Raw genomic sequence first — 17,631 nt, 5'->3', positions numbered from 1 at the left:
TTAGAGTTAGCCGAGAGAAGAAAAGTTATAGGGAAAATTGGGCAGGACGCCCAATTTAGCCACTTCGAAACAGGATGTTTCGTATTGGCGGCGCGTTAATAACTTTTATGAGCGAGGGTAGTCCAAAGGACCTAACGACTGGGGCGTCTTTTCTTTTCACCCTTTTCTTTGGACGAGCAAAGAAAAGGGTAATTGAAAATAAGTCAGCAGCCTATGTTCTATGAAATCGAATATATATAGTGAAACACTTGATCCACATCATCCCCAACCTCAATAAAACAGAAATAATATCGACCTCCCCTTGTAATATTTAATGATAATAATTATCATTTGCGAACTTCTCACGAATTCTTAAATTGGTGTTATGACGATGAAAAAAACATGGCTTACTGGCTTGTCTGCAAGCGTGCTGTTGGTACTAAGCGCCTGTTCTGATGAGTCTGCACAATCAAACGATTCTCAAGTTAAAACCCCGGAAGCTCAAACCACAGATCAAGCACCGGAAAATAATACCCCTATAGTGGTTTATACCTCTCGTAAGGAACATTTGGTAAAGCCGTTCTTCGAGCAGTTTACTGCGGAAACTGGCATTGATATTCAATACATCACTGATAGCGAAGCAGCCTTGATCAGCCGCCTTAAAGCCGAAGGCGAGCGCACGCCAGCAGATGTATTAATCACTGTTGATGCGGGTAACCTATGGTTGGCGACACAGGAAGATGTACTGCAGCCTATCGAGTCACCCGTACTTGAAGCGTCAATCCCTGAGAGCTTACAGGATCCTGAAAATCACTGGTTCGGATTGACTGTTCGCGCCCGCACCATTGTTTACAGCACCGAGCGAGTGAAGCCGGAAGAGCTGACGACCTATGAAGCATTAGGTGATGAGCAGTGGAATGGTCGCCTATGTTTACGCACCTCGAAAAAGGTCTATAACCAATCGTTAGTTGCGATGTTGATTGCACGTTATGGCGAAGAGAAAACTCAACAGATCGTTGAAAGCTGGGTGTCAAACTTAGCCACTGATTCTTTCTCTAATGATACCAAGGTCATGAATGCCATAACTGCAGGTGTGTGTGATGTAGGTATAGTGAACACTTACTACTTTGGTCGTTTACAGAACGAAACTCCAGACATTCCGTTGGCTTTATTCTGGCCTGATCAATCGGAAGAAGGTTACGGTGTTCACGTTAATGTTTCTGGAGCAGGCATCACAAAGCATTCTGATAATCAGCAAAATGCGTTAAAATTAATTGAGTGGTTGGCGAGCGAAGAAGCTCAGCAGATGTTTGCCGGTTTGAATATGGAATACCCAGCGAATAAAAACGTCGAACCAACCGAAGAAGTTGCAGCCTGGGGTAAGTTTAAAGCTGATAGCACCAACTTATCCAAAGCTGGAGAATTGCAGCCTGCTGCGGTGAAATTAATGGATCGCGCAGGTTATCGATAATTTAAAACAAGCGAATCATATTGACTGATAATACTGATCAACAGACCTCTCAGAACGCCAGCACCAAACGCTGGCGTTTTGGCGTTTTGAAGAAAGTGGATGGCTTCTTGCTATGGGCCATTCTGTTGATCTGCCTCCTGCCATTATTACCTCTACTGTTTTCATGGTTCAATCTTGAGCCAGAACTGTGGCAGCATCTTTGGAATACACAAATACCTCAACTCTTAAGCAATACCTTCTGGCTGGTATTGCTGGTCGGCGGGGGTAGTTTCCTGATTGGTGTATCGCTGGCCTGGCTGATTGTGATGCACGATTTCCCTGGTCGCTCGATTCTGCAATGGGGATTAATGCTGCCACTGGCCATTCCACCCTATATTCTGGCATTCACGTTGCTCGGCTTCACCGATTATGAAGGTCCGTTACAGCATCTGCTCGAAGCAGTTGGATTGGGAGTCGCCTGGCTACCAGATACCCGCAATGTCTTTGGTGTAGCCTTAATTTTTACTCTGTCACTCTATCCCTATGTCTATCTGCTGATGCGCAGTGCTTTGCAACGCAAAGGCCGCACCAGCTATGAGAGCGCGAGAACCTTAGGTTACAGCAGAGCCAAAGCTTTCTGGCGTCTGGTGATTCCGCTGACGCGTCCAGCCTGGATCGCAGGTCTGGGTCTAGTATTGATGGAAACACTGGCTGATTTTGGCGCAGTTGCGATTTTTAACTTCGATACATTCACCACTGCCATTTATAAGTCCTGGTATGGCTTTTTCAGCGCAGGCACCGCTGCGCAACTGGCCTGTATTCTGCTGCTGTTTGTCGCTTTATCGGTATTAGTTGAGAAGTGGGGACGTGGCCAGAGCCGTTATGAGCAGACTGGAATTGCCCTGAAAGAATATCGTCAGCCATTGACGGGCTGGTGGGGCTGGCTGGTACAGATTTTTGCCTGGACTGTTTTTGCGCTAGGTTTTGTATTGCCGGTCATTCAACTGATGGTATGGGCAATAAAAACCTATGAACGGCATACCGATGGCACCTTAGAACTATTAAGCCATACCATGATTCTGGCGGTGGTTGCGGCACTTATTACCCTCGTCGTTGCTGGCATTATGGTGTGGGCAAAACGTAATCGTGAATCAGCCAGTCGTAATTTGGCCATTGAGTTCTCACAACTGGGTTATGCATTACCGGGCACGGTATTGGCGGTTGGCATAATGATGGCGCTTAACTGGATTGACGGTGGGATTGCCAGTCTATTTGGTATCAAAGGGCAATGGCTGGCCAGCGGTCTGTTCGCACTAATTCTTGCTTATATCATTCGCTTCCTAAGAATAGGCTACGGTCCCGTAGCCAGCTCAATGTCGCAAATTAAGCCGAGTGTGGTCGAAGCGGCCGCCAGCCTTGGTGCTGACCAGAAAGAACGCCTATGGCGAGTCTATATTCCATTACTTCGTCCGGGTGTTTTTACTGCATTATTGCTGATGTTTGTGGAGGTGATGAAGGAGTTGCCGGCGACACTAATGCTACGTCCTTTTGGTTGGGATACTTTGGCAGTTAGGATCTATGAGCTGACATCAGAAGGAGAGTGGGAAGTGGCCGCACTGCCTGCGGTTCTGTTAGTGGCTGTTGGAATTTTGCCGGTGATTTATCTGATCAAAAAAAGCGAGTCATAATAAACTTTAGCATTCAAAATCATTTCTAAATAAAAGAGACAGGAGTAAAATAACCTTAGTACGATCTACTCATTCCGAGTTAAACCACCATGTATAAATTGTCTTCAGGCCCTGTGGCCTATAACCCTTCCGTAGAAGAGTTACTCAAAGCTACCCAACTGCCTACTGATGATTTGCAGGATAGCGACTACCAACAAGGTATTCAGCTATTTACGCTCGAACAGGATGAGCAAACTATTGGTGTTGTCGGGCTAGAGTTACATGGTGACTGCGCCCTAGTCAGATCCCTTGCAGTGTCAGAAAATGAACGAGGCCAGGGACTGGGTGTTCTTCTGCTGAAACATGCCGAAGAAGCAGCACAGATAATGGGCGTTAAGGAACTTTATTTACTAACTACTACTGCATCTGATTTCTTCCGTAGAATGGGCTACGAAGTTACAGACAGAGCAACCGCTCCACCATCCATCGCTCAGTCAAAGCAATTTGCCGGTATTTGCCCGGCTTCAGCAACCTTTATGGTTAAACGATTGGCTGATTCTATCAGTGCATAATCAAAGGTTATTTAGACCTATAATTCTAGTACCACAGGGTTCTTTTAAGCCTTTTTCCCCTGTATAATCGCTGGCCATTAAATGAACGACTGGACACACCTTAATGGCCAACAAAACCCCTCTTTACCAAGCACATGTCGACGCCAATGCGCGTATCGTCGATTTCGGTGGCTGGGATATGCCTCTTAACTATGGTTCACAAATTGATGAGCACCACGCAGTCCGTCAGGACGCGGGCATGTTCGATGTGTCGCACATGACTGTGGTTGAAGTCACCGGCGGTGAAGCCAAAACCTATTTGCGTTACCTGCTGGCTAATGATGTTGATAAGCTTAAAGAATCAGGTAAAGCACTTTATAGCGGCATGTTAAACGAAGAAGGCGGTGTTATTGACGATCTTATCGTTTATTACCTGACAGATACTCATTATCGTGTGGTTGTTAATGCATCGACTCGTGATAAAGATCTGGCCTGGATGGAAAATGTTGCCCAGCAATTTGACGTGGCCATTGAAGAGCGAGTTGACGTTGCCATGATTGCGGTTCAAGGTCCCAACGCGATTGAAAAAGCGCAAAGCATCATGAGTGACGAACAAAAAGCTGCCGTTGCAGGCTTGAAGCCATTCGTGGCCGCTCAAGCTGGCGACCTGTTTGTAGCCCGTACTGGATATACCGGTGAAGACGGTTATGAAATTATGGTTCCTGACTCACAAGGCATTGAATTCTGGAATCAACTGGCCGCTGCGGGCGTAAAACCTTGTGGTCTGGCAGCTCGAGACACACTGCGCTTAGAAGCTGGTATGAATCTTTACGGCCATGATATGGATGAAACCGTATCTCCACTTGAGGCCAATATGGGCTGGACCATTGCCTGGGAACCGGAAGACCGCGATTTCGTTGGTCGCAACGCTTTAACGGAGCAGAAGGCACAGGGCGCACCACGTAAGCTTATCGGTTTGGTTCTGGAAGACAAAGGCATCATGCGTGAAGGTCAGGAAGTGATCGTGAACGACGAAGTGGTAGGCGTAGTCACCTCTGGCACCATGTCGCCAACCACTGGCAAGAGTATTGCCATGGCCCGCGTTAATCGCGCACTGCAGGAAGAGCAGGTACTGGTACAGATACGGAAAAAGCAGTTACTAGCCCGCGTTGTAAAGCCAAGCTTTGTGCGTAAGGGTGAATCACTGATTTAATCAGCGCCCGAGCAGAGGTTTCTGCTTGGGCAGACGAAAAGTTTCATATACAATACGCTTACTTTTTGAGCGACTTTTAGAGTTTATTAACAGCCAGCCAAGATGCGGCGAAATATTGAGGAATATTTGAATGAGCCAGATTCCAGCAGAATTAAAATACGTATCTAGCCATGAGTGGATCCGTGATGAGGGTGACGGAGTAGTAACAGTTGGTATTACTGACCACGCACAAGAATTGTTAGGTGATGTTGTATTTGTCGACGCACCGGAAGTGGACAGCGAAGTCGATGCAGAAGATGAAATCGCAGTAGTTGAATCAGTAAAAGCTGCTTCTGATATCTATGCGCCACTAGCAGGAACTATCATTGAAGTTAATGAAGAACTGGAAGACTCTCCAGAACTAGTTAACACCGATCCTTATGGTGATGGCTGGATGTTTAAGATGAAGTTGGCTGATGCAGGCGATATGGATAGCCTATTATCGGCAGATGAATATGCTGACGAGATCGCTGAAGACTAAAACCTTATTAAAATTTCCTTAGGCGGTGTTGAAGGCTTTCTTCAGAGAAGTCACTTAACTTAAGTAAGCTCCTTCTCTTCATCAAGCCTTCGCCTAGCCTAAGAAAATTTTTCTAAAGTTTTTGTGCAAGAAACTTGAATACAACTTGTTAAGTTATTCTACGTTTAGCAAATTCTAGAATGAGTTTGATTTAAGGGCCTCGAATCAATATCGAGGCTTTTTCTGTTTTAATTAGTGGCTGATTTTAGCCGTTTAACCAAAGTAGGTATTTGAAAGCTATGGCTGACACATTGAGTTTGAAAGGGGCACCTTTGCAGCAGTTGCAACAGTCTGATGACTTTATTCGTCGTCACTTAGGCCCTCGTGAGGACGAAATCCAGGAGATGTTACAAGAGCTTAACTTAAGCTCGCTGGATGATTTGGTGGATAAGGCTGTCCCACACAAAATTCAAATAGATGCTCCTTTGGCGGTGGAAGAGTCACGCTCTGAAGCTGAAACTTTGAAATACCTGAAGTCGTTGGCCGACAAAAACGTCATTGCAAAATCCTACATTGGTATGGGCTATTACGACACCATTACGCCAACCGTCATTTTGCGTAACGTGCTGGAAAATCCTGGCTGGTATACCGCTTATACGCCTTATCAGCCTGAGATCGCACAGGGTCGTCTCGAAGCTATTCTAAATTTCCAGCAAATGACCATGGATTTAACTGGTATGGAATTGGCCAGTGCTTCATTGCTGGACGAAGCAACCGCTGCTGCAGAAGCGATGGCTTTGGCTAAGCGCTCTTCCAAGAATAAAAAATCCAACAGTTTCTTTGTTGATGAAAACGTGTTCCCACAGACTTTGGATGTGGTTAAAACCCGTGCCGAACATTATGGCTGGGATATCGTTGTTGGCCCTGTAACAGAAGCTACGGAACACGACGTGTTTGGTGCATTGTTGCAATACACCGACGTAAACGGTCAGGTAACTGATTTAGAACCTATCATTAGCAAATTGCATGACAATAAGGCGATTGCCTGTGTTGGCGCTGACATCATGAGTCTTGTGCTGTTGAAAGCTCCGGGCGAAATGGGTGCTGATGTGGTCTTTGGTTCAGCGCAACGTTTTGGTGTACCAATGGGTTTTGGTGGCCCACACGCGGCTTTCTTTGCAACACGCGATGCGTTCAAACGTTCATTACCAGGCCGTATTATTGGTGTATCGGTTGATACTCGTGGTAATCAGGCCATGCGTATGGCGATGCAGACTCGCGAGCAACATATCCGTCGTGAAAAAGCGACGTCAAACATTTGTACTGCACAGGTGTTACTGGCCAATATTGCAGGTTTCTACGCGGTATATCATGGCAAAAAAGGCTTAACCACCATTGCCAATCGTATTCATCGTTACGCCACCATCGTTGCCAAGGCATTGCAAAATGCTGGCTTGGAGTTGGTTAACGATAGCTGGTTTGACACGGTAACTTTCAAAGCCAAAGACGTGGACGCGGTTCAGGCTCGCGCGAAAGCGGCATTGATCAACCTACGTTACAACGGTGACAAAGTTAGCTTCTCAATTGACGAAGCGAAAAATCAGACTGATATCGAAGGACTGATTGAAGTATTAACCGGCGAGAAAGCCGATGTGTTTGCTTTAGATTCAGATGTAAATAGCAGCATTCCGGCTAGCCTTGAGCGCACCACAGATTTCCTGACCCACCCTACTTTCAAGAAGTATTATTCAGAAACTGACATGCTGCGCTACTTGAAACGTCTTGAAAACAAAGACTTCTCATTAGCTCATGGCATGATCCCGCTTGGCTCTTGCACCATGAAATTAAATGCGACTAGCGAAATGATTCCTGTCACTTGGCCGCAATTTGCCAATATCCATCCGTTTGCCCCAGAAGATCAGACGGTTGGCTACATCGAAATGATCAAGGAACTGGAAGCGGACCTGGTTGAAATTACCGGCTATGACTTTGTTTCCATGCAGCCTAACTCGGGTGCGCAAGGTGAGTATGCTGGTCTGTTGGCGATTAAGAAATACTTCGAAAGTATTGGCGAAGACCACCGCAACATCTGCCTGATTCCAAGTTCGGCACACGGTACTAATCCTGCGTCAGCACAGATGGCCGGCATGAAAGTGGTTATCGTTAAATGCGATGACAAAGGTAACGTGGATGTTGAAGATTTGGAAGCCAAAGCGGTTGAGTTGAAAGACAACTTGGCGGCACTAATGGTGACCTACCCGTCAACGCACGGTGTGTTTGAAGAAGAAATTAAACACATCTGCCAGATTATTCATGACAATGGTGGTCAGGTTTATATGGATGGCGCTAACATGAATGCTCAGGTTGGTATTTCTAAGCCAGGCGAAATTGGCTCTGACGTTTCCCACCTGAATCTGCACAAGACATTTGCCATTCCTCATGGTGGCGGTGGCCCGGGCATGGGCCCGATTGGTGTTAAAAAGCATCTGGCACCGTTTGTGTCTGGCCATGCAGTACGCAAAGTACATAGTGTTGAAGCTCGTGATGGTGCGGTGTCAGCAGCGCCATACGGTAGCGGCATGATTCTTCCGATTTCATGGGCTTACATCAAAATGTTAGGTCGTGAAGGCTTGCGTAAATCAACGGAAGTGGCATTGTTGAACGCGAACTACCTGAAGAACAAACTGGCTCCACACTACCCAGTACTTTATATGGGCCGCAACGACAAAGTTGCGCATGAGTGCATCATCGACTTACGTCAGATAAAAGCGGAAACAGGTATAAGTGAAGTAGATTTTGCTAAGCGCTTGATGGACTACGGTTTCCATGCGCCGACCATGAGTTTCCCGGTAGCTGGTACTTTTATGATCGAGCCAACTGAGAGTGAATCTAAGTACGAGTTGGATCGTTTCATTGATGCCATGATCAGTATTCGTCAGGAAGTCGAAAAAGTACGCTCAGGGGAGTGGGAGGCGGACAATAACCCGCTGAAAAATGCGCCACATACACAAGCTGATGTGCGTCACTGGGATAAGCCTTATTCAATTGCTGAAGCGGTCTATCCATCAGAATCGACCATTGATGCAAAGTTCTGGCCAACCGTGAATCGTATTGATGACGTGTATGGAGACAGAAACTTGATCTGTAGCTGCCCAAGCATCGAAAGCTATCAGGATCAGGACTAATCGGTAACACTGAAAAGCCAGCGTCTGCTGGCTTTCTGCTATAAAAAAGAAGAAAAGAAAGGGAGCCAAATTAATGGCAGAATCAAAAGGTGAGTTTATTGCCGTTAGTACCGGCATGAATTTAGGGGGCCAGATTTCGGTAATCGCAAAAGACTACATTCAAAAAGCGGATGTAGTTTTTGCGTTGATGCCTCATACATTGGCTGAGCGCTGGTTAGAAAGGCTTAATCCAAATGTAAGAAGCTTGCAGCCATATTATGGCGTTGGCAAATATCGCATGCAATCATACGAAGAAATGATAGAAGCGATGATGGATGAAGTTAGGAAAGGCAGGAAAGTTTGTGGTGCATTCTACGGCCATGCAGGTGTGTTTGCCTGTGTCCCACGCTTGACGATAGACAAAGCACGAGAAGAAGGTTTTCGCGCTCTGATGGAACCTGGAATCTCGGCAGAAGCATGTTTATACGCAGATGTTGGTATAGATCCTGGTGTTCATGGCATTCAGGGTTACGAAGCTTCTCAGTTTTTGTTTTACAATCAATCAGTTAACAATGCTGCCTACGCAGTAATGTGGCAAATTGGAATCGTCGGAGAGCATACCGCTACTCAATTTGAAACTAAGCCTGAGTGGGTTGAGGCTTTTGTTGAACGATTGAATGAGTGGTATCCGTTATCTCACGAAGTTATTCTTTATGAAGCGGCGGTGCTTCCCATTGAGGAGCCGAGAGTAGAACGCCTCCAGCTTAAAGATCTGCCACACGCGGATATGTCTACAAAAACGACGTTAATTATTCCTCCAGCTAGAAATCTTGAGCTCAATATTGATGTTCTGGAAAGAATGGGTTTGAAACCCGAAGATATTGCTCACGGGTAACGAGTTGGAAGTAAGTAAAAAATACTGTATAAACAGTTGCTTATTATTTTAATAAAGAGGGAGTGTGATATGTCAAAGCAAAAATTAGAAGAGTTCATTATTCAGCTGAGCGAAGACTCAGAACTAAAACAATCGTATATTGAAAATCCGATGGCTGTTATGCAGAAGATAGGTTTAGAAGAACCAGAAATAAAGGCGATAATGTCCGGAGATAAGAGGCAAATATCAGCAATGCTTGGACAGGATGCTGAACTTGTAATTACTGGTATTATTCACTTGGTAAAAAAGTAAAATTTTAAATAGGAAGTTTGAAAAACGTACAGTTAGGCAGGCTGTATGCTAAGCTATGCATACAGCTTCTGTCTTGGAATATTATCAAAATGGAATTTAGGGCAATTACTGTATGAGACCTTTTTTTACAAAACTATGCATTGTAATGATACTACTATCTGTAGTGTCAGAGGCTTTTGCAGTTCAGAGTTTAGAGGCAAGATTGGATGAAGCTCAGCAGCTATTGACTTCTGATCCCAAAGCCGGTTCTGAATATATTGCTGATTTAGAACTGTTGCAAAAGCAGTTTAATGAATCGCAATACAGTCGTTTCATATTATATAAAAGCCATAGTCTTTTGATGGCCGGCGATTATCAACAAGCAACAACACTTCTTAATAATTTATTAGAGACTAGTAGCAGCCCTGATGTTAAGGCACAAGCCTATTCAATGCTGGCGGTTATTTATGCAAGTAACTCAGAGTTCATGAATGCTTTCATAAATATTGAGAAGGCAAGGCTAATGCTAAATGATTTAACTGAATCAAGAGCGATAAAAACAGTATTGGCAAACGCTGCCACCATATATACAGAAGTTGGATTCGTGGATAAAGCTTACGAATACTCAAATAGCTATTTAAAGGAAGTTAGTAAAACTGGATTAGAAAAAGAATTGTGTTATGCGTATTTCAATTCAGGAAATATAGAGGTTCAGCTACAAAGTTATACTAAGGCAAAAGATTATTTTGTTGAAGCGAGTAAAAACTGTAAAAGCTCCGGACAAGATCTTTTCTTTTTATTAGCTTCGCAAGAGTTAGCATCAATTAACTTAACAGATAAAAATTCCAAAGACTCTTTAAAAGAACTTGAACTAATACAGGACAAATTCCAAAGTATAGATTGGGATATTGGAGAAGTTAATGGATTTATCAAAATTGCAGATATGCTACTGAAATTAAAGAAAAATAAAGAAGCAGTAAAGTATGCAGAGAAAGCGTTCGCTGCCGAAACCACTAACAGTTATCTTCCACATAAAAAAGAAGCCACTAGAATACTCGCAACCGCATACTCCAATCTAGAAAATAACAGTAAAGCAATTGAGTATTATCAATTGTATATCGACACTGAAAGGCAAATTCAGCTGCAATTGAAGCAACGCAAAATGGCCTATTTTATTGCGATGCAGAGTATGAAATAGGGCAAGAGCATGAGCAAATATTATTTTGAAAAAGTAATGAAAGTTATCGTCATAATAATTTATAGCACAGTAGTGCTGTTCGGGATTAACCATGTCACGCAAGCCGAAGAAAATGTCGAGTCTCAAAGCTATGACAGTATTCTAGAAGCAGTCGAAGTCGATAAAACATCAGATATAGAATCAGCAAAAAAATACATAGCACTGCTTGAGGAAGACTACGAAAAATTAAATATAGATCAAAAAGAGTTATTTGCTCTATTCAAAGCGCATGCTTTAGCTCTTGAAGGGAAATTTAATGACTCAACCAAGCAACTTGAACAACTGATCCGAAACTCGAAGAATGAAACCTTGGTCACTAGAACACATGCATTAGTCGCTAATATATATTTATTTTCAGGAAACTATGAGCAGGCTTACCAGCATGCTTCTGATGCAATTGAGGGTTTGGAATCAATGGATTCACATCCCTGGCATAAATACGCGGCGTTACAGAATTTAACGAGTTTATTTAGACAATCTGGAATGACCAATACAGCTATTGGTTACGCGAGACAAATGTTAAAAGTTGTCAGTCAGGATAAACATCCATTACAGCTATGTGGCAGTTATTTTGAATTAGCGGATTTGGAGCTGAGCATTAAAAGTGTTGATATGGCACGAATTCATAGCGAAGAAGCTATGCTTCATTGTAGTGAGGCTAACGATCCAATTTATTACACCTTGGCTTTAGATTTACAAACAAAGTTAATGGCTCAGGCTAATAAAAGTGATAAAGCACTTGAACTACTCAAAGAGCATTACCCTGTAGTGAAGTCTGTGGACTATAAAACAATGACCAATGTGTTTGAGATTAGACTTGCTTCAACGTATCTTGAATTAAAAGATTTTACTAATGCTCAGACAATTGCTGAGTTGGCTTATCAAAGAGCAGAAGAGTTAAACGATAAAGTTCGTCTAATGGAGCTTTCGAAGATTCTGGCTAGTGTTTATTCTGAAACGGGTGAGTTAAAGAAAGCGGTTGAATATTATCGTCAATATATAGAGCTTGAAAAAGAAATCGATATAATGACCAATAAGCGCAAAATGGCTTATTACATGGTTAGCCGTAGGAAGTAGTTCAATTATTAACTAAAGTTAGTTTCGAGAATACCGCGAGTAAAAGACGGTCTTAAATAAAAGCCTCTTGGTAATGTTTGAATCGTTTCGCCCTCTGGACCAATCGCTTCAGTTAATGCTTTGGCATTGGCAGCTTTTGGCCTGACCTGCATCACCTCACCGAAACGTGCATCAATTTGTTCAATTTGACCAAGCGCAACTGTCTCAATCGTATCTTCAAAGTCTTTTCTTAGTAAGCCTTCCTGATGGGCAGTTGGTTGCCAAATAAAGGGCATGGCAACCTGACGTTGTTCTATAGGAATAGTTCGCTCGGCTAGAATCGGAATCCATAGAACCTTTAGTAGCTTATGTCGGACTACCGAGTTATGCCAATGCAGACCTTGTAAGTCTTTTAGCGGAACAACGCTGACATAGGTTGACTCGAGTGGTCGCCCAGAGCTATCTATGGGCAACGTTTTAAGCTCAACGCCTAGCTCTACAAAATCAGGTTGAGCCAATGAACCTGAAGTGGCCCCCAGCAGATATTCAAAGAACTGACCAATTCTCCCTTTTTCGCGTAACAGATGCGAAGGCAGCTCAGATTGATACTTCTCAGCTAACTCGCCAAGTGTAAAGCCAGATAATGATTGTGCTTTCTCAAGTAGTTCTTGCTGTGTAGCGTAGGTCTGTTGGTTCATAGGCCGAGGATTTTTTTATTGTCGAAATTCTAAGTCTGTGGAACAATGATAACAAAGTTTTATGATTTGGATAGATCGATGATCGACGCAGAAGGCTTTAGAGCCAACGTCGGCATCATCATTTGTAACGACCAGGGCCAGTTGCTCTGGACACGCCGCTTCGGACAAACATCATGGCAGTTCCCGCAAGGAGGAGTGCATCCCGGCGAAAGCGCGGAACAGACCATGTACCGAGAATTATATGAAGAAGTCGGCCTTGAAAAAGATGATGTCCGTATTCTAGGGAGTACGCAGCATTGGTATAAATACCGATTGCCCCAGCGTTTAGTAAGACAAAATTCGCAGCCGTTGTGTATTGGCCAGAAGCAAAAATGGTTTCTGCTTCAGCTATTGGCTGATGAAAACAAAATTGATTTTGCAGCCACTGACCATCCAGAATTTGATGGCTTTATCTGGGTCAATTACTGGTACCCAGTGCGTAATGTGGTGAACTTTAAACGTGATGTTTATCGCGCGGCTTTGTCTGAACTGATGAGCAGCATGTTCCGATTTCAGTTTAAGGGAAAACCGTCTAAGCACTATAAGTCGGATAAGAATGATGCCAATCAACGTGGCGTCACTCCGCCCAGCGAGGAGTCAAGACCACGTTCCAATCAGCAGCACCGCAATGATAGTGGCAATAAGCAGGGTAAGCGGAAACGACGCCCGCGACACCCCTACCGAGGTAATAAAGATCAACAGAGCAGCTAATCAGCTGCTCTTTTTTTATGGAATTTTAAAATGCCGAACTTTTCTCATAGGCCAATAACATATTATTGGCTGGCATATCATGACGCTTAATCAAGGAGAAGCCATTATGGCGAGCAACTCGATTCATATCATCATAATCACGAATACCACTTTCGGGATCGCGCTGCTTTAATGAGGCATCGAATTCTTTGTTGGATTCAGAAGTATATTCGCCATTGACGTTAAAGGGACCATAAATCAGCAGGTGGCCGCCAGGCTTGAGGACACGGTTGGCACCTTCGAACATATCGCGAACTCGCTCCCATGACATAATATGGCAGGTATTGGCAGTAAAGATGGCATCCACCTGGTTAACAGGCCAGACACCTTGTCCAACATTTAGGGTGCGTGGCTTTCTGAGGTTTGGCAGTTCACTGGACTCGATCCAAGCGATGATGGAAGGATGGTTATCGCGCAGATCACTGGTATGCCAGATCAGGTGCGGCATCGCTCCAGCAAACCAGACCGCGTGTTGGCCAGTACCAGAGCCAATCTCCAGAACTTCCTTGCTGTGATCCAGATAAGGCTTGATAACATCCAGAATGGGCCCCTTATTTCGTTCGCAGGCTTCGCTGAATTGGCGCATGTGTCGTCCTTTTACCTATCATTTATATGGCTTCATATTAACTTATCGTGCAGAAACAGGACAAGTTTAGGGGTGGAATTAACCCTGTCTGATTAACATTTTTGCCTATCCAGGCATCATTCGTCATAATGCCATGCAATCAAATAACTCACTGGCTTGCATGGGACTAGAACCTGAATTCTTACTGCTATTACTAGCGCTTGGTCTGTTAAACGGCATCTTGGCCGGATTATTTGGTATTGGTGGCGGACTGGTGATAGTGCCTGCCATGGTCTGGCTACTACCACAAATCGGCGTTCCTAGTGAGCACATCATGCATATGGCACTGGCCACCTCAATGGCGACGATCTGCTTTATCGCGGTTTCATCAGCCTTGTCGCACTACCGTAGAGGTTCAGTATCGATACGATTACTAAAGCTGCTGGTGCCCGGTATCATGATTGGGGCATTGCTGGGTTCCTATCTGGCAAAGTTGATGAATACAGAATGGTTGGCGTGGATATTCGGCTTCTTTTCAATTCTGATGGGACTGCGAATGATGATTGATAAATTGCCAGTGGCTAAAGGCGAGAGGTTGCACTGGCGGCATGCAACGCCAAGCGCCATGGTCATGGGCGCATTATCATCTTTGGTTGGTATCGGTGGTGGTAGTCTGGTAGTTCCTTACTTATTGTTCCATAAGGAAAAATTGGTCATGTCCATTGGCACAGCTGCTGCCTGTGGTCTGCCTTTGGCTATCATGGCTGCCGTCGGGTATATTGCATTGGGCTGGAATGTGGCGGAGTTACCCGATTATCATTTGGGATATGTCTATCTGCCTGCTATGATTGCGATTGCTGTCGGCTCAATCGTCACCGCGCCTTTGGGTGCCTATCTGGCGCACCGTTTGCCAACCAAGGTCATTAAACGATTTTTCGCATTGTTGCTTATCGTAGTCGGCATAAAAATTATTACAGAATACTTATAAGACGCTAGAGAGATACATGAATTTTCCGAAAATTGACCCGATTATCTTTGAATTTGGCCCCATTGCCCTGCGCTGGTACGGACTAATGTATTTGTTAGGCTTTATTGCGGCCTGGATGCTCGGGAACTACCGCGCGAAACAGCCGAACTCAGGCTGGACCAAAGACCAGGTTGCAGACTTTCTGTTTTATGCTTTTATTGGCGTCATCATTGGTGGTCGTCTAGGCTATGTCATGTTCTATGGCATGCAATGGTGGAAAGAGGACTTCTGGTATCTATTTAAAATCTGGCAGGGCGGGATGTCCTTCCACGGTGGTCTGCTGGGTGTGATCGGTGGTGCTCTCTACTATCAATACAAAAGTAAAAAAACCTTCTTTGAAATTGCTGATTTCATCGCGCCATTAGCGCCACTAGGCTTGATGTTTGGGCGAATCGGTAATTTTATTAATGGCGAATTATGGGGCCGACAAGCCAGCGCAGACTTTCCGTTAGCGATGCGCTTCCCGGATGATCCGCTTGGCTTATTACGCCATCCGTCGCAGTTGTATGAGGCAGTGTTTGAGGGACTGGTGTTATTCATCGTGTTGTGGATTTACTCGGCTAAGCCACGTCCAAGAATGGCTGTCTCGGGACTGTTCCTGGTGGGGTATGGTTCTGCGCGTTTCGGTGTTGAGTTCTTCCGCGAGCCGGATGCGCATCTTGGCGAAATTATTTCCTGGCTGACCATGGGCCAGGTACTCAGCGCCCCTATGATTATCATTGGCTTATATTTATTAATTGCTGCGTATAGCAAAAAGACAAAATAGCGTTAACTGACAGGGTAGAGCGGTAGTCACTATGAAACAGTATCTCGATATGATGCGCCATGTACTTGAGAATGGCGAAGATAAAGGCGATAGAACCGGAACGGGAACGCGTAGCGTGTTTGGTTATCAGATGCGCTTTAATCTGCAGGATGGGTTTCCACTGGTTACCACCAAGAAATTACATCTTCGTTCAATCATTTATGAACTACTGTGGTTCTTAAATGGCGATACCAACATCAAGTATCTGAAAGACAATGGGGTTTCAATCTGGGACGAGTGGGCTGACGAAAATGGCGACCTTGGGCCAGTTTATGGCGAGCAATGGCGCTCTTGGAAAAAGCCAGATGGAACCACCATTGATCAGATTTCAAATGTACTCCATCAGATTAAAACCAATCCCAATAGCCGTCGCCTGATGGTGGTCGCCTACAATCCTGGCGTAGCCGATGAGATGGCTCTGCCACCATGTCATTCATTGTTCCAGTTCTATGTGGCTAATGGCAAACTGTCCTGTCAGCTGTATCAGCGCAGCGCCGATATTTTCCTGGGTGTACCCTTCAATATTGCTTCGTATGCGTTGCTGACTCATATGATGGCACAGCAAGCTGGGTTAGATGTCGGTGAGTTTATCTGGACCGGTGGTGATACCCATCTGTACAGCAATCACTTTGAGCAGGCTAAAGAGCAATTATCACGTGAGCCATTGCCGTTGCCAACGCTAAACATCAAACGTAAGCCTGACTCACTGTTCGACTATCAGTTTGAAGACTTTGAAATTGTCGGTTATGAAAGCCACCCACATATCAAAGCACCAGTGGCCGTTTAGGAATCAGCTATGAGTAAACCTATCATCAGCTTAATTGTTGCCATGGCTAATGATCGCGTTATCGGCAAAGACAATCAGATGCCGTGGCATCTGCCCGCTGATCTAAAACACTTTAAAGCTGTGACATTAGGTAAGCCGGTTATCATGGGGCGTAAAACGCATGAGTCAATTGGCATGGTCTTGCCGGGTCGCGACAATATTATCATCAGCCGTAACCCTGACTACCGTTCAGAGTTTCATAATGAGCGATGTCAGGTGGTCACCAGCTTAGAAGAAGCCTTTGCGGCAGCGGGTGATGCACAAGAAGTGATGATCATCGGTGGTTCCAATATCTATCATCAGATGATTGATCATGCGGATAAGCTCTATTTGACCTTCATTGATTTAGATACAGAAGGCGATGCACATTTCCCCGACTGGACGCATTTGCAGTGGCAGGAAGTCTCGCGTGAGAAACATCAGCCGGATGAAAAGAATCCCTATCATTATCAATTCGTTGAATTGGTAAGGGTAAGAGACTAATTATTATATTGGGTAGGGGCAGGCCAGTGTGCCTCCCCTTTTCGCCACATTCGGTTAATTACTTCAGCAACAAAATCACAATTCCCACCAGCATTAACACCAACAAAATCCCCTGAATTAAACGCTTCATAATTTACTCCTCACTGTTAATGTTTTTATTTAACGAGGAGCCATGGCGTTTATTCCATGAATTATGGATTATTAATTAAAAAAAGGTTTGTTAGGATAGAGATAAGTAATAAAAAGGAAAGGTTATGGAGCCAGATCAGATTATTGGGTTAGTTGGTGGTGTAATTCTAATTATTATAAGTTTGGTTGTGACATCAAAAAGAGAAAGACAACTTGATGATCCCGATGATGATAGTGTTATCTATTTAGATGAATTAAAAAATAAAGCAAAATTGCAAAAGGGGGTAAGTATTTAGTAAGAGTTTTAAGACAAAGTGGTAACTTACAA

At 44.3% G+C, this 17,631-nt stretch carries 17 protein-coding genes and 1 pseudogene; 16 read left to right on the top strand and 2 right to left on the bottom strand.

From position 1 onward, the window contains the following. The first annotated feature begins 370 nt into the window (after nucleotides 1–370). The 10 genes from CW740_RS11530 to CW740_RS11485 all read left to right on the top strand — a co-directional run bounded on the left by CW740_RS11530 (nucleotide 371) and on the right by CW740_RS11485 (nucleotide 12,002). Nucleotides 371–1,450 carry an extracellular solute-binding protein gene (locus tag CW740_RS11530; protein ID WP_106647637.1) on the top strand — a complete coding sequence of 360 codons (1,080 nt, stop codon included), beginning with the start codon at nucleotides 371–373 and terminating at the stop codon, nucleotides 1,448–1,450. 20 nt (nucleotides 1,451–1,470) lie between these two features. Continuing rightward, the gene (locus tag CW740_RS11525; protein ID WP_106647636.1) at nucleotides 1,471–3,117 is read left to right on the top strand and encodes an ABC transporter permease; all 1,647 of its coding nucleotides are present in this window, start codon (nucleotides 1,471–1,473) and stop codon (nucleotides 3,115–3,117) included. An 89-nt stretch (nucleotides 3,118–3,206) separates the two neighbouring features. Then, nucleotides 3,207–3,668 carry an arsenic resistance N-acetyltransferase ArsN2 gene (gene arsN2 / locus CW740_RS11520; RefSeq protein WP_106647635.1) on the top strand — a complete coding sequence of 154 codons (462 nt, stop codon included), beginning with the start codon at nucleotides 3,207–3,209 and terminating at the stop codon, nucleotides 3,666–3,668. A gap of 103 nt (nucleotides 3,669–3,771) precedes the next feature. Next, complete coding sequence (gene gcvT / locus CW740_RS11515) at nucleotides 3,772–4,860, top strand: glycine cleavage system aminomethyltransferase GcvT (protein WP_106647634.1); 1,089 nt, start codon at nucleotides 3,772–3,774, stop codon at nucleotides 4,858–4,860. Nucleotides 4,861–4,990: 130 nt separating this feature from the next. Then, nucleotides 4,991–5,380: a glycine cleavage system protein GcvH gene (gene gcvH, locus CW740_RS11510; protein WP_106647633.1), complete on the top strand. Its 390-nt coding sequence runs from the start codon at nucleotides 4,991–4,993 to the stop codon at nucleotides 5,378–5,380. A 278-nt stretch (nucleotides 5,381–5,658) separates the two neighbouring features. Beyond that, nucleotides 5,659–8,544, top strand: a complete 2,886-nt coding sequence (gene gcvP, locus CW740_RS11505) for an aminomethyl-transferring glycine dehydrogenase (protein ID WP_106647632.1) — start codon at nucleotides 5,659–5,661, stop codon at nucleotides 8,542–8,544. Nucleotides 8,545–8,617: 73 nt separating this feature from the next. Then, nucleotides 8,618–9,418, top strand: a complete 801-nt coding sequence (locus tag CW740_RS11500) for an SAM-dependent methyltransferase (RefSeq protein WP_106647631.1) — start codon at nucleotides 8,618–8,620, stop codon at nucleotides 9,416–9,418. Nucleotides 9,419–9,487: 69 nt separating this feature from the next. Beyond that, entirely contained in the window at nucleotides 9,488–9,709 is a 222-nt protein-coding gene (locus tag CW740_RS11495; protein WP_106647630.1) for a hypothetical protein, read from the top strand. Between the two features lie 112 nt (nucleotides 9,710–9,821). Next, the gene (locus CW740_RS11490) at nucleotides 9,822–10,886 is read left to right on the top strand and encodes a tetratricopeptide repeat protein (RefSeq protein ID WP_106647629.1); all 1,065 of its coding nucleotides are present in this window, start codon (nucleotides 9,822–9,824) and stop codon (nucleotides 10,884–10,886) included. Nucleotides 10,887–10,895: 9 nt separating this feature from the next. Next, nucleotides 10,896–12,002 carry a tetratricopeptide repeat protein gene (locus CW740_RS11485; protein ID WP_106647628.1) on the top strand — a complete coding sequence of 369 codons (1,107 nt, stop codon included), beginning with the start codon at nucleotides 10,896–10,898 and terminating at the stop codon, nucleotides 12,000–12,002. An 8-nt stretch (nucleotides 12,003–12,010) separates the two neighbouring features. Here CW740_RS11485 and mutH read toward each other — a convergent pair whose 3' ends face one another. Further along, nucleotides 12,011–12,679: a DNA mismatch repair endonuclease MutH gene (mutH, locus tag CW740_RS11480; RefSeq protein ID WP_106647627.1), complete on the bottom strand. Its 669-nt coding sequence runs from the start codon at nucleotides 12,677–12,679 to the stop codon at nucleotides 12,011–12,013. Nucleotides 12,680–12,757: 78 nt separating this feature from the next. Here mutH and rppH point away from each other — a divergent pair. Further along, nucleotides 12,758–13,240 (top strand): annotated as a pseudogene (gene rppH / locus CW740_RS11475) (RNA pyrophosphohydrolase); the annotation flags it as partial. 214 nt (nucleotides 13,241–13,454) lie between these two features. Here rppH and CW740_RS11470 read toward each other — a convergent pair. Then, the gene (locus tag CW740_RS11470; RefSeq protein WP_106647625.1) at nucleotides 13,455–14,054 is read right to left on the bottom strand and encodes a DUF938 domain-containing protein; all 600 of its coding nucleotides are present in this window, start codon (nucleotides 14,052–14,054) and stop codon (nucleotides 13,455–13,457) included. Nucleotides 14,055–14,187: 133 nt separating this feature from the next. Here CW740_RS11470 and CW740_RS11465 point away from each other — a divergent pair, with 133 nt between their 5' ends. The 5 genes from CW740_RS11465 (at nucleotide 14,188) to CW740_RS12460 (ending at nucleotide 17,599) form a co-directional block, all read left to right on the top strand. Further along, nucleotides 14,188–15,021 carry a sulfite exporter TauE/SafE family protein gene (locus tag CW740_RS11465; protein WP_106647624.1) on the top strand — a complete coding sequence of 278 codons (834 nt, stop codon included), beginning with the start codon at nucleotides 14,188–14,190 and terminating at the stop codon, nucleotides 15,019–15,021. Between the two features lie 16 nt (nucleotides 15,022–15,037). After that, nucleotides 15,038–15,826, top strand: coding sequence for a prolipoprotein diacylglyceryl transferase (gene lgt, locus CW740_RS11460; RefSeq protein WP_106647623.1), 789 nt, complete (start codon nucleotides 15,038–15,040; stop codon nucleotides 15,824–15,826). Between the two features lie 31 nt (nucleotides 15,827–15,857). After that, nucleotides 15,858–16,652 carry a thymidylate synthase gene (thyA, locus tag CW740_RS11455; protein WP_106647622.1) on the top strand — a complete coding sequence of 265 codons (795 nt, stop codon included), beginning with the start codon at nucleotides 15,858–15,860 and terminating at the stop codon, nucleotides 16,650–16,652. Between the two features lie 9 nt (nucleotides 16,653–16,661). Beyond that, nucleotides 16,662–17,174 carry a type 3 dihydrofolate reductase gene (folA, locus tag CW740_RS11450; RefSeq protein ID WP_106647621.1) on the top strand — a complete coding sequence of 171 codons (513 nt, stop codon included), beginning with the start codon at nucleotides 16,662–16,664 and terminating at the stop codon, nucleotides 17,172–17,174. Between the two features lie 254 nt (nucleotides 17,175–17,428). Next, the gene (locus CW740_RS12460) at nucleotides 17,429–17,599 is read left to right on the top strand and encodes a hypothetical protein (protein WP_157826419.1); all 171 of its coding nucleotides are present in this window, start codon (nucleotides 17,429–17,431) and stop codon (nucleotides 17,597–17,599) included. Nucleotides 17,600–17,631 lie beyond the last annotated feature (32 nt).

Source organism: Kangiella profundi (assembly GCF_002838765.1).
Taxonomy (GTDB): domain Bacteria; phylum Pseudomonadota; class Gammaproteobacteria; order Enterobacterales; family Kangiellaceae; genus Kangiella; species Kangiella profundi.
This window is presented reverse-complemented; position numbering and strand designations above follow the sequence as displayed.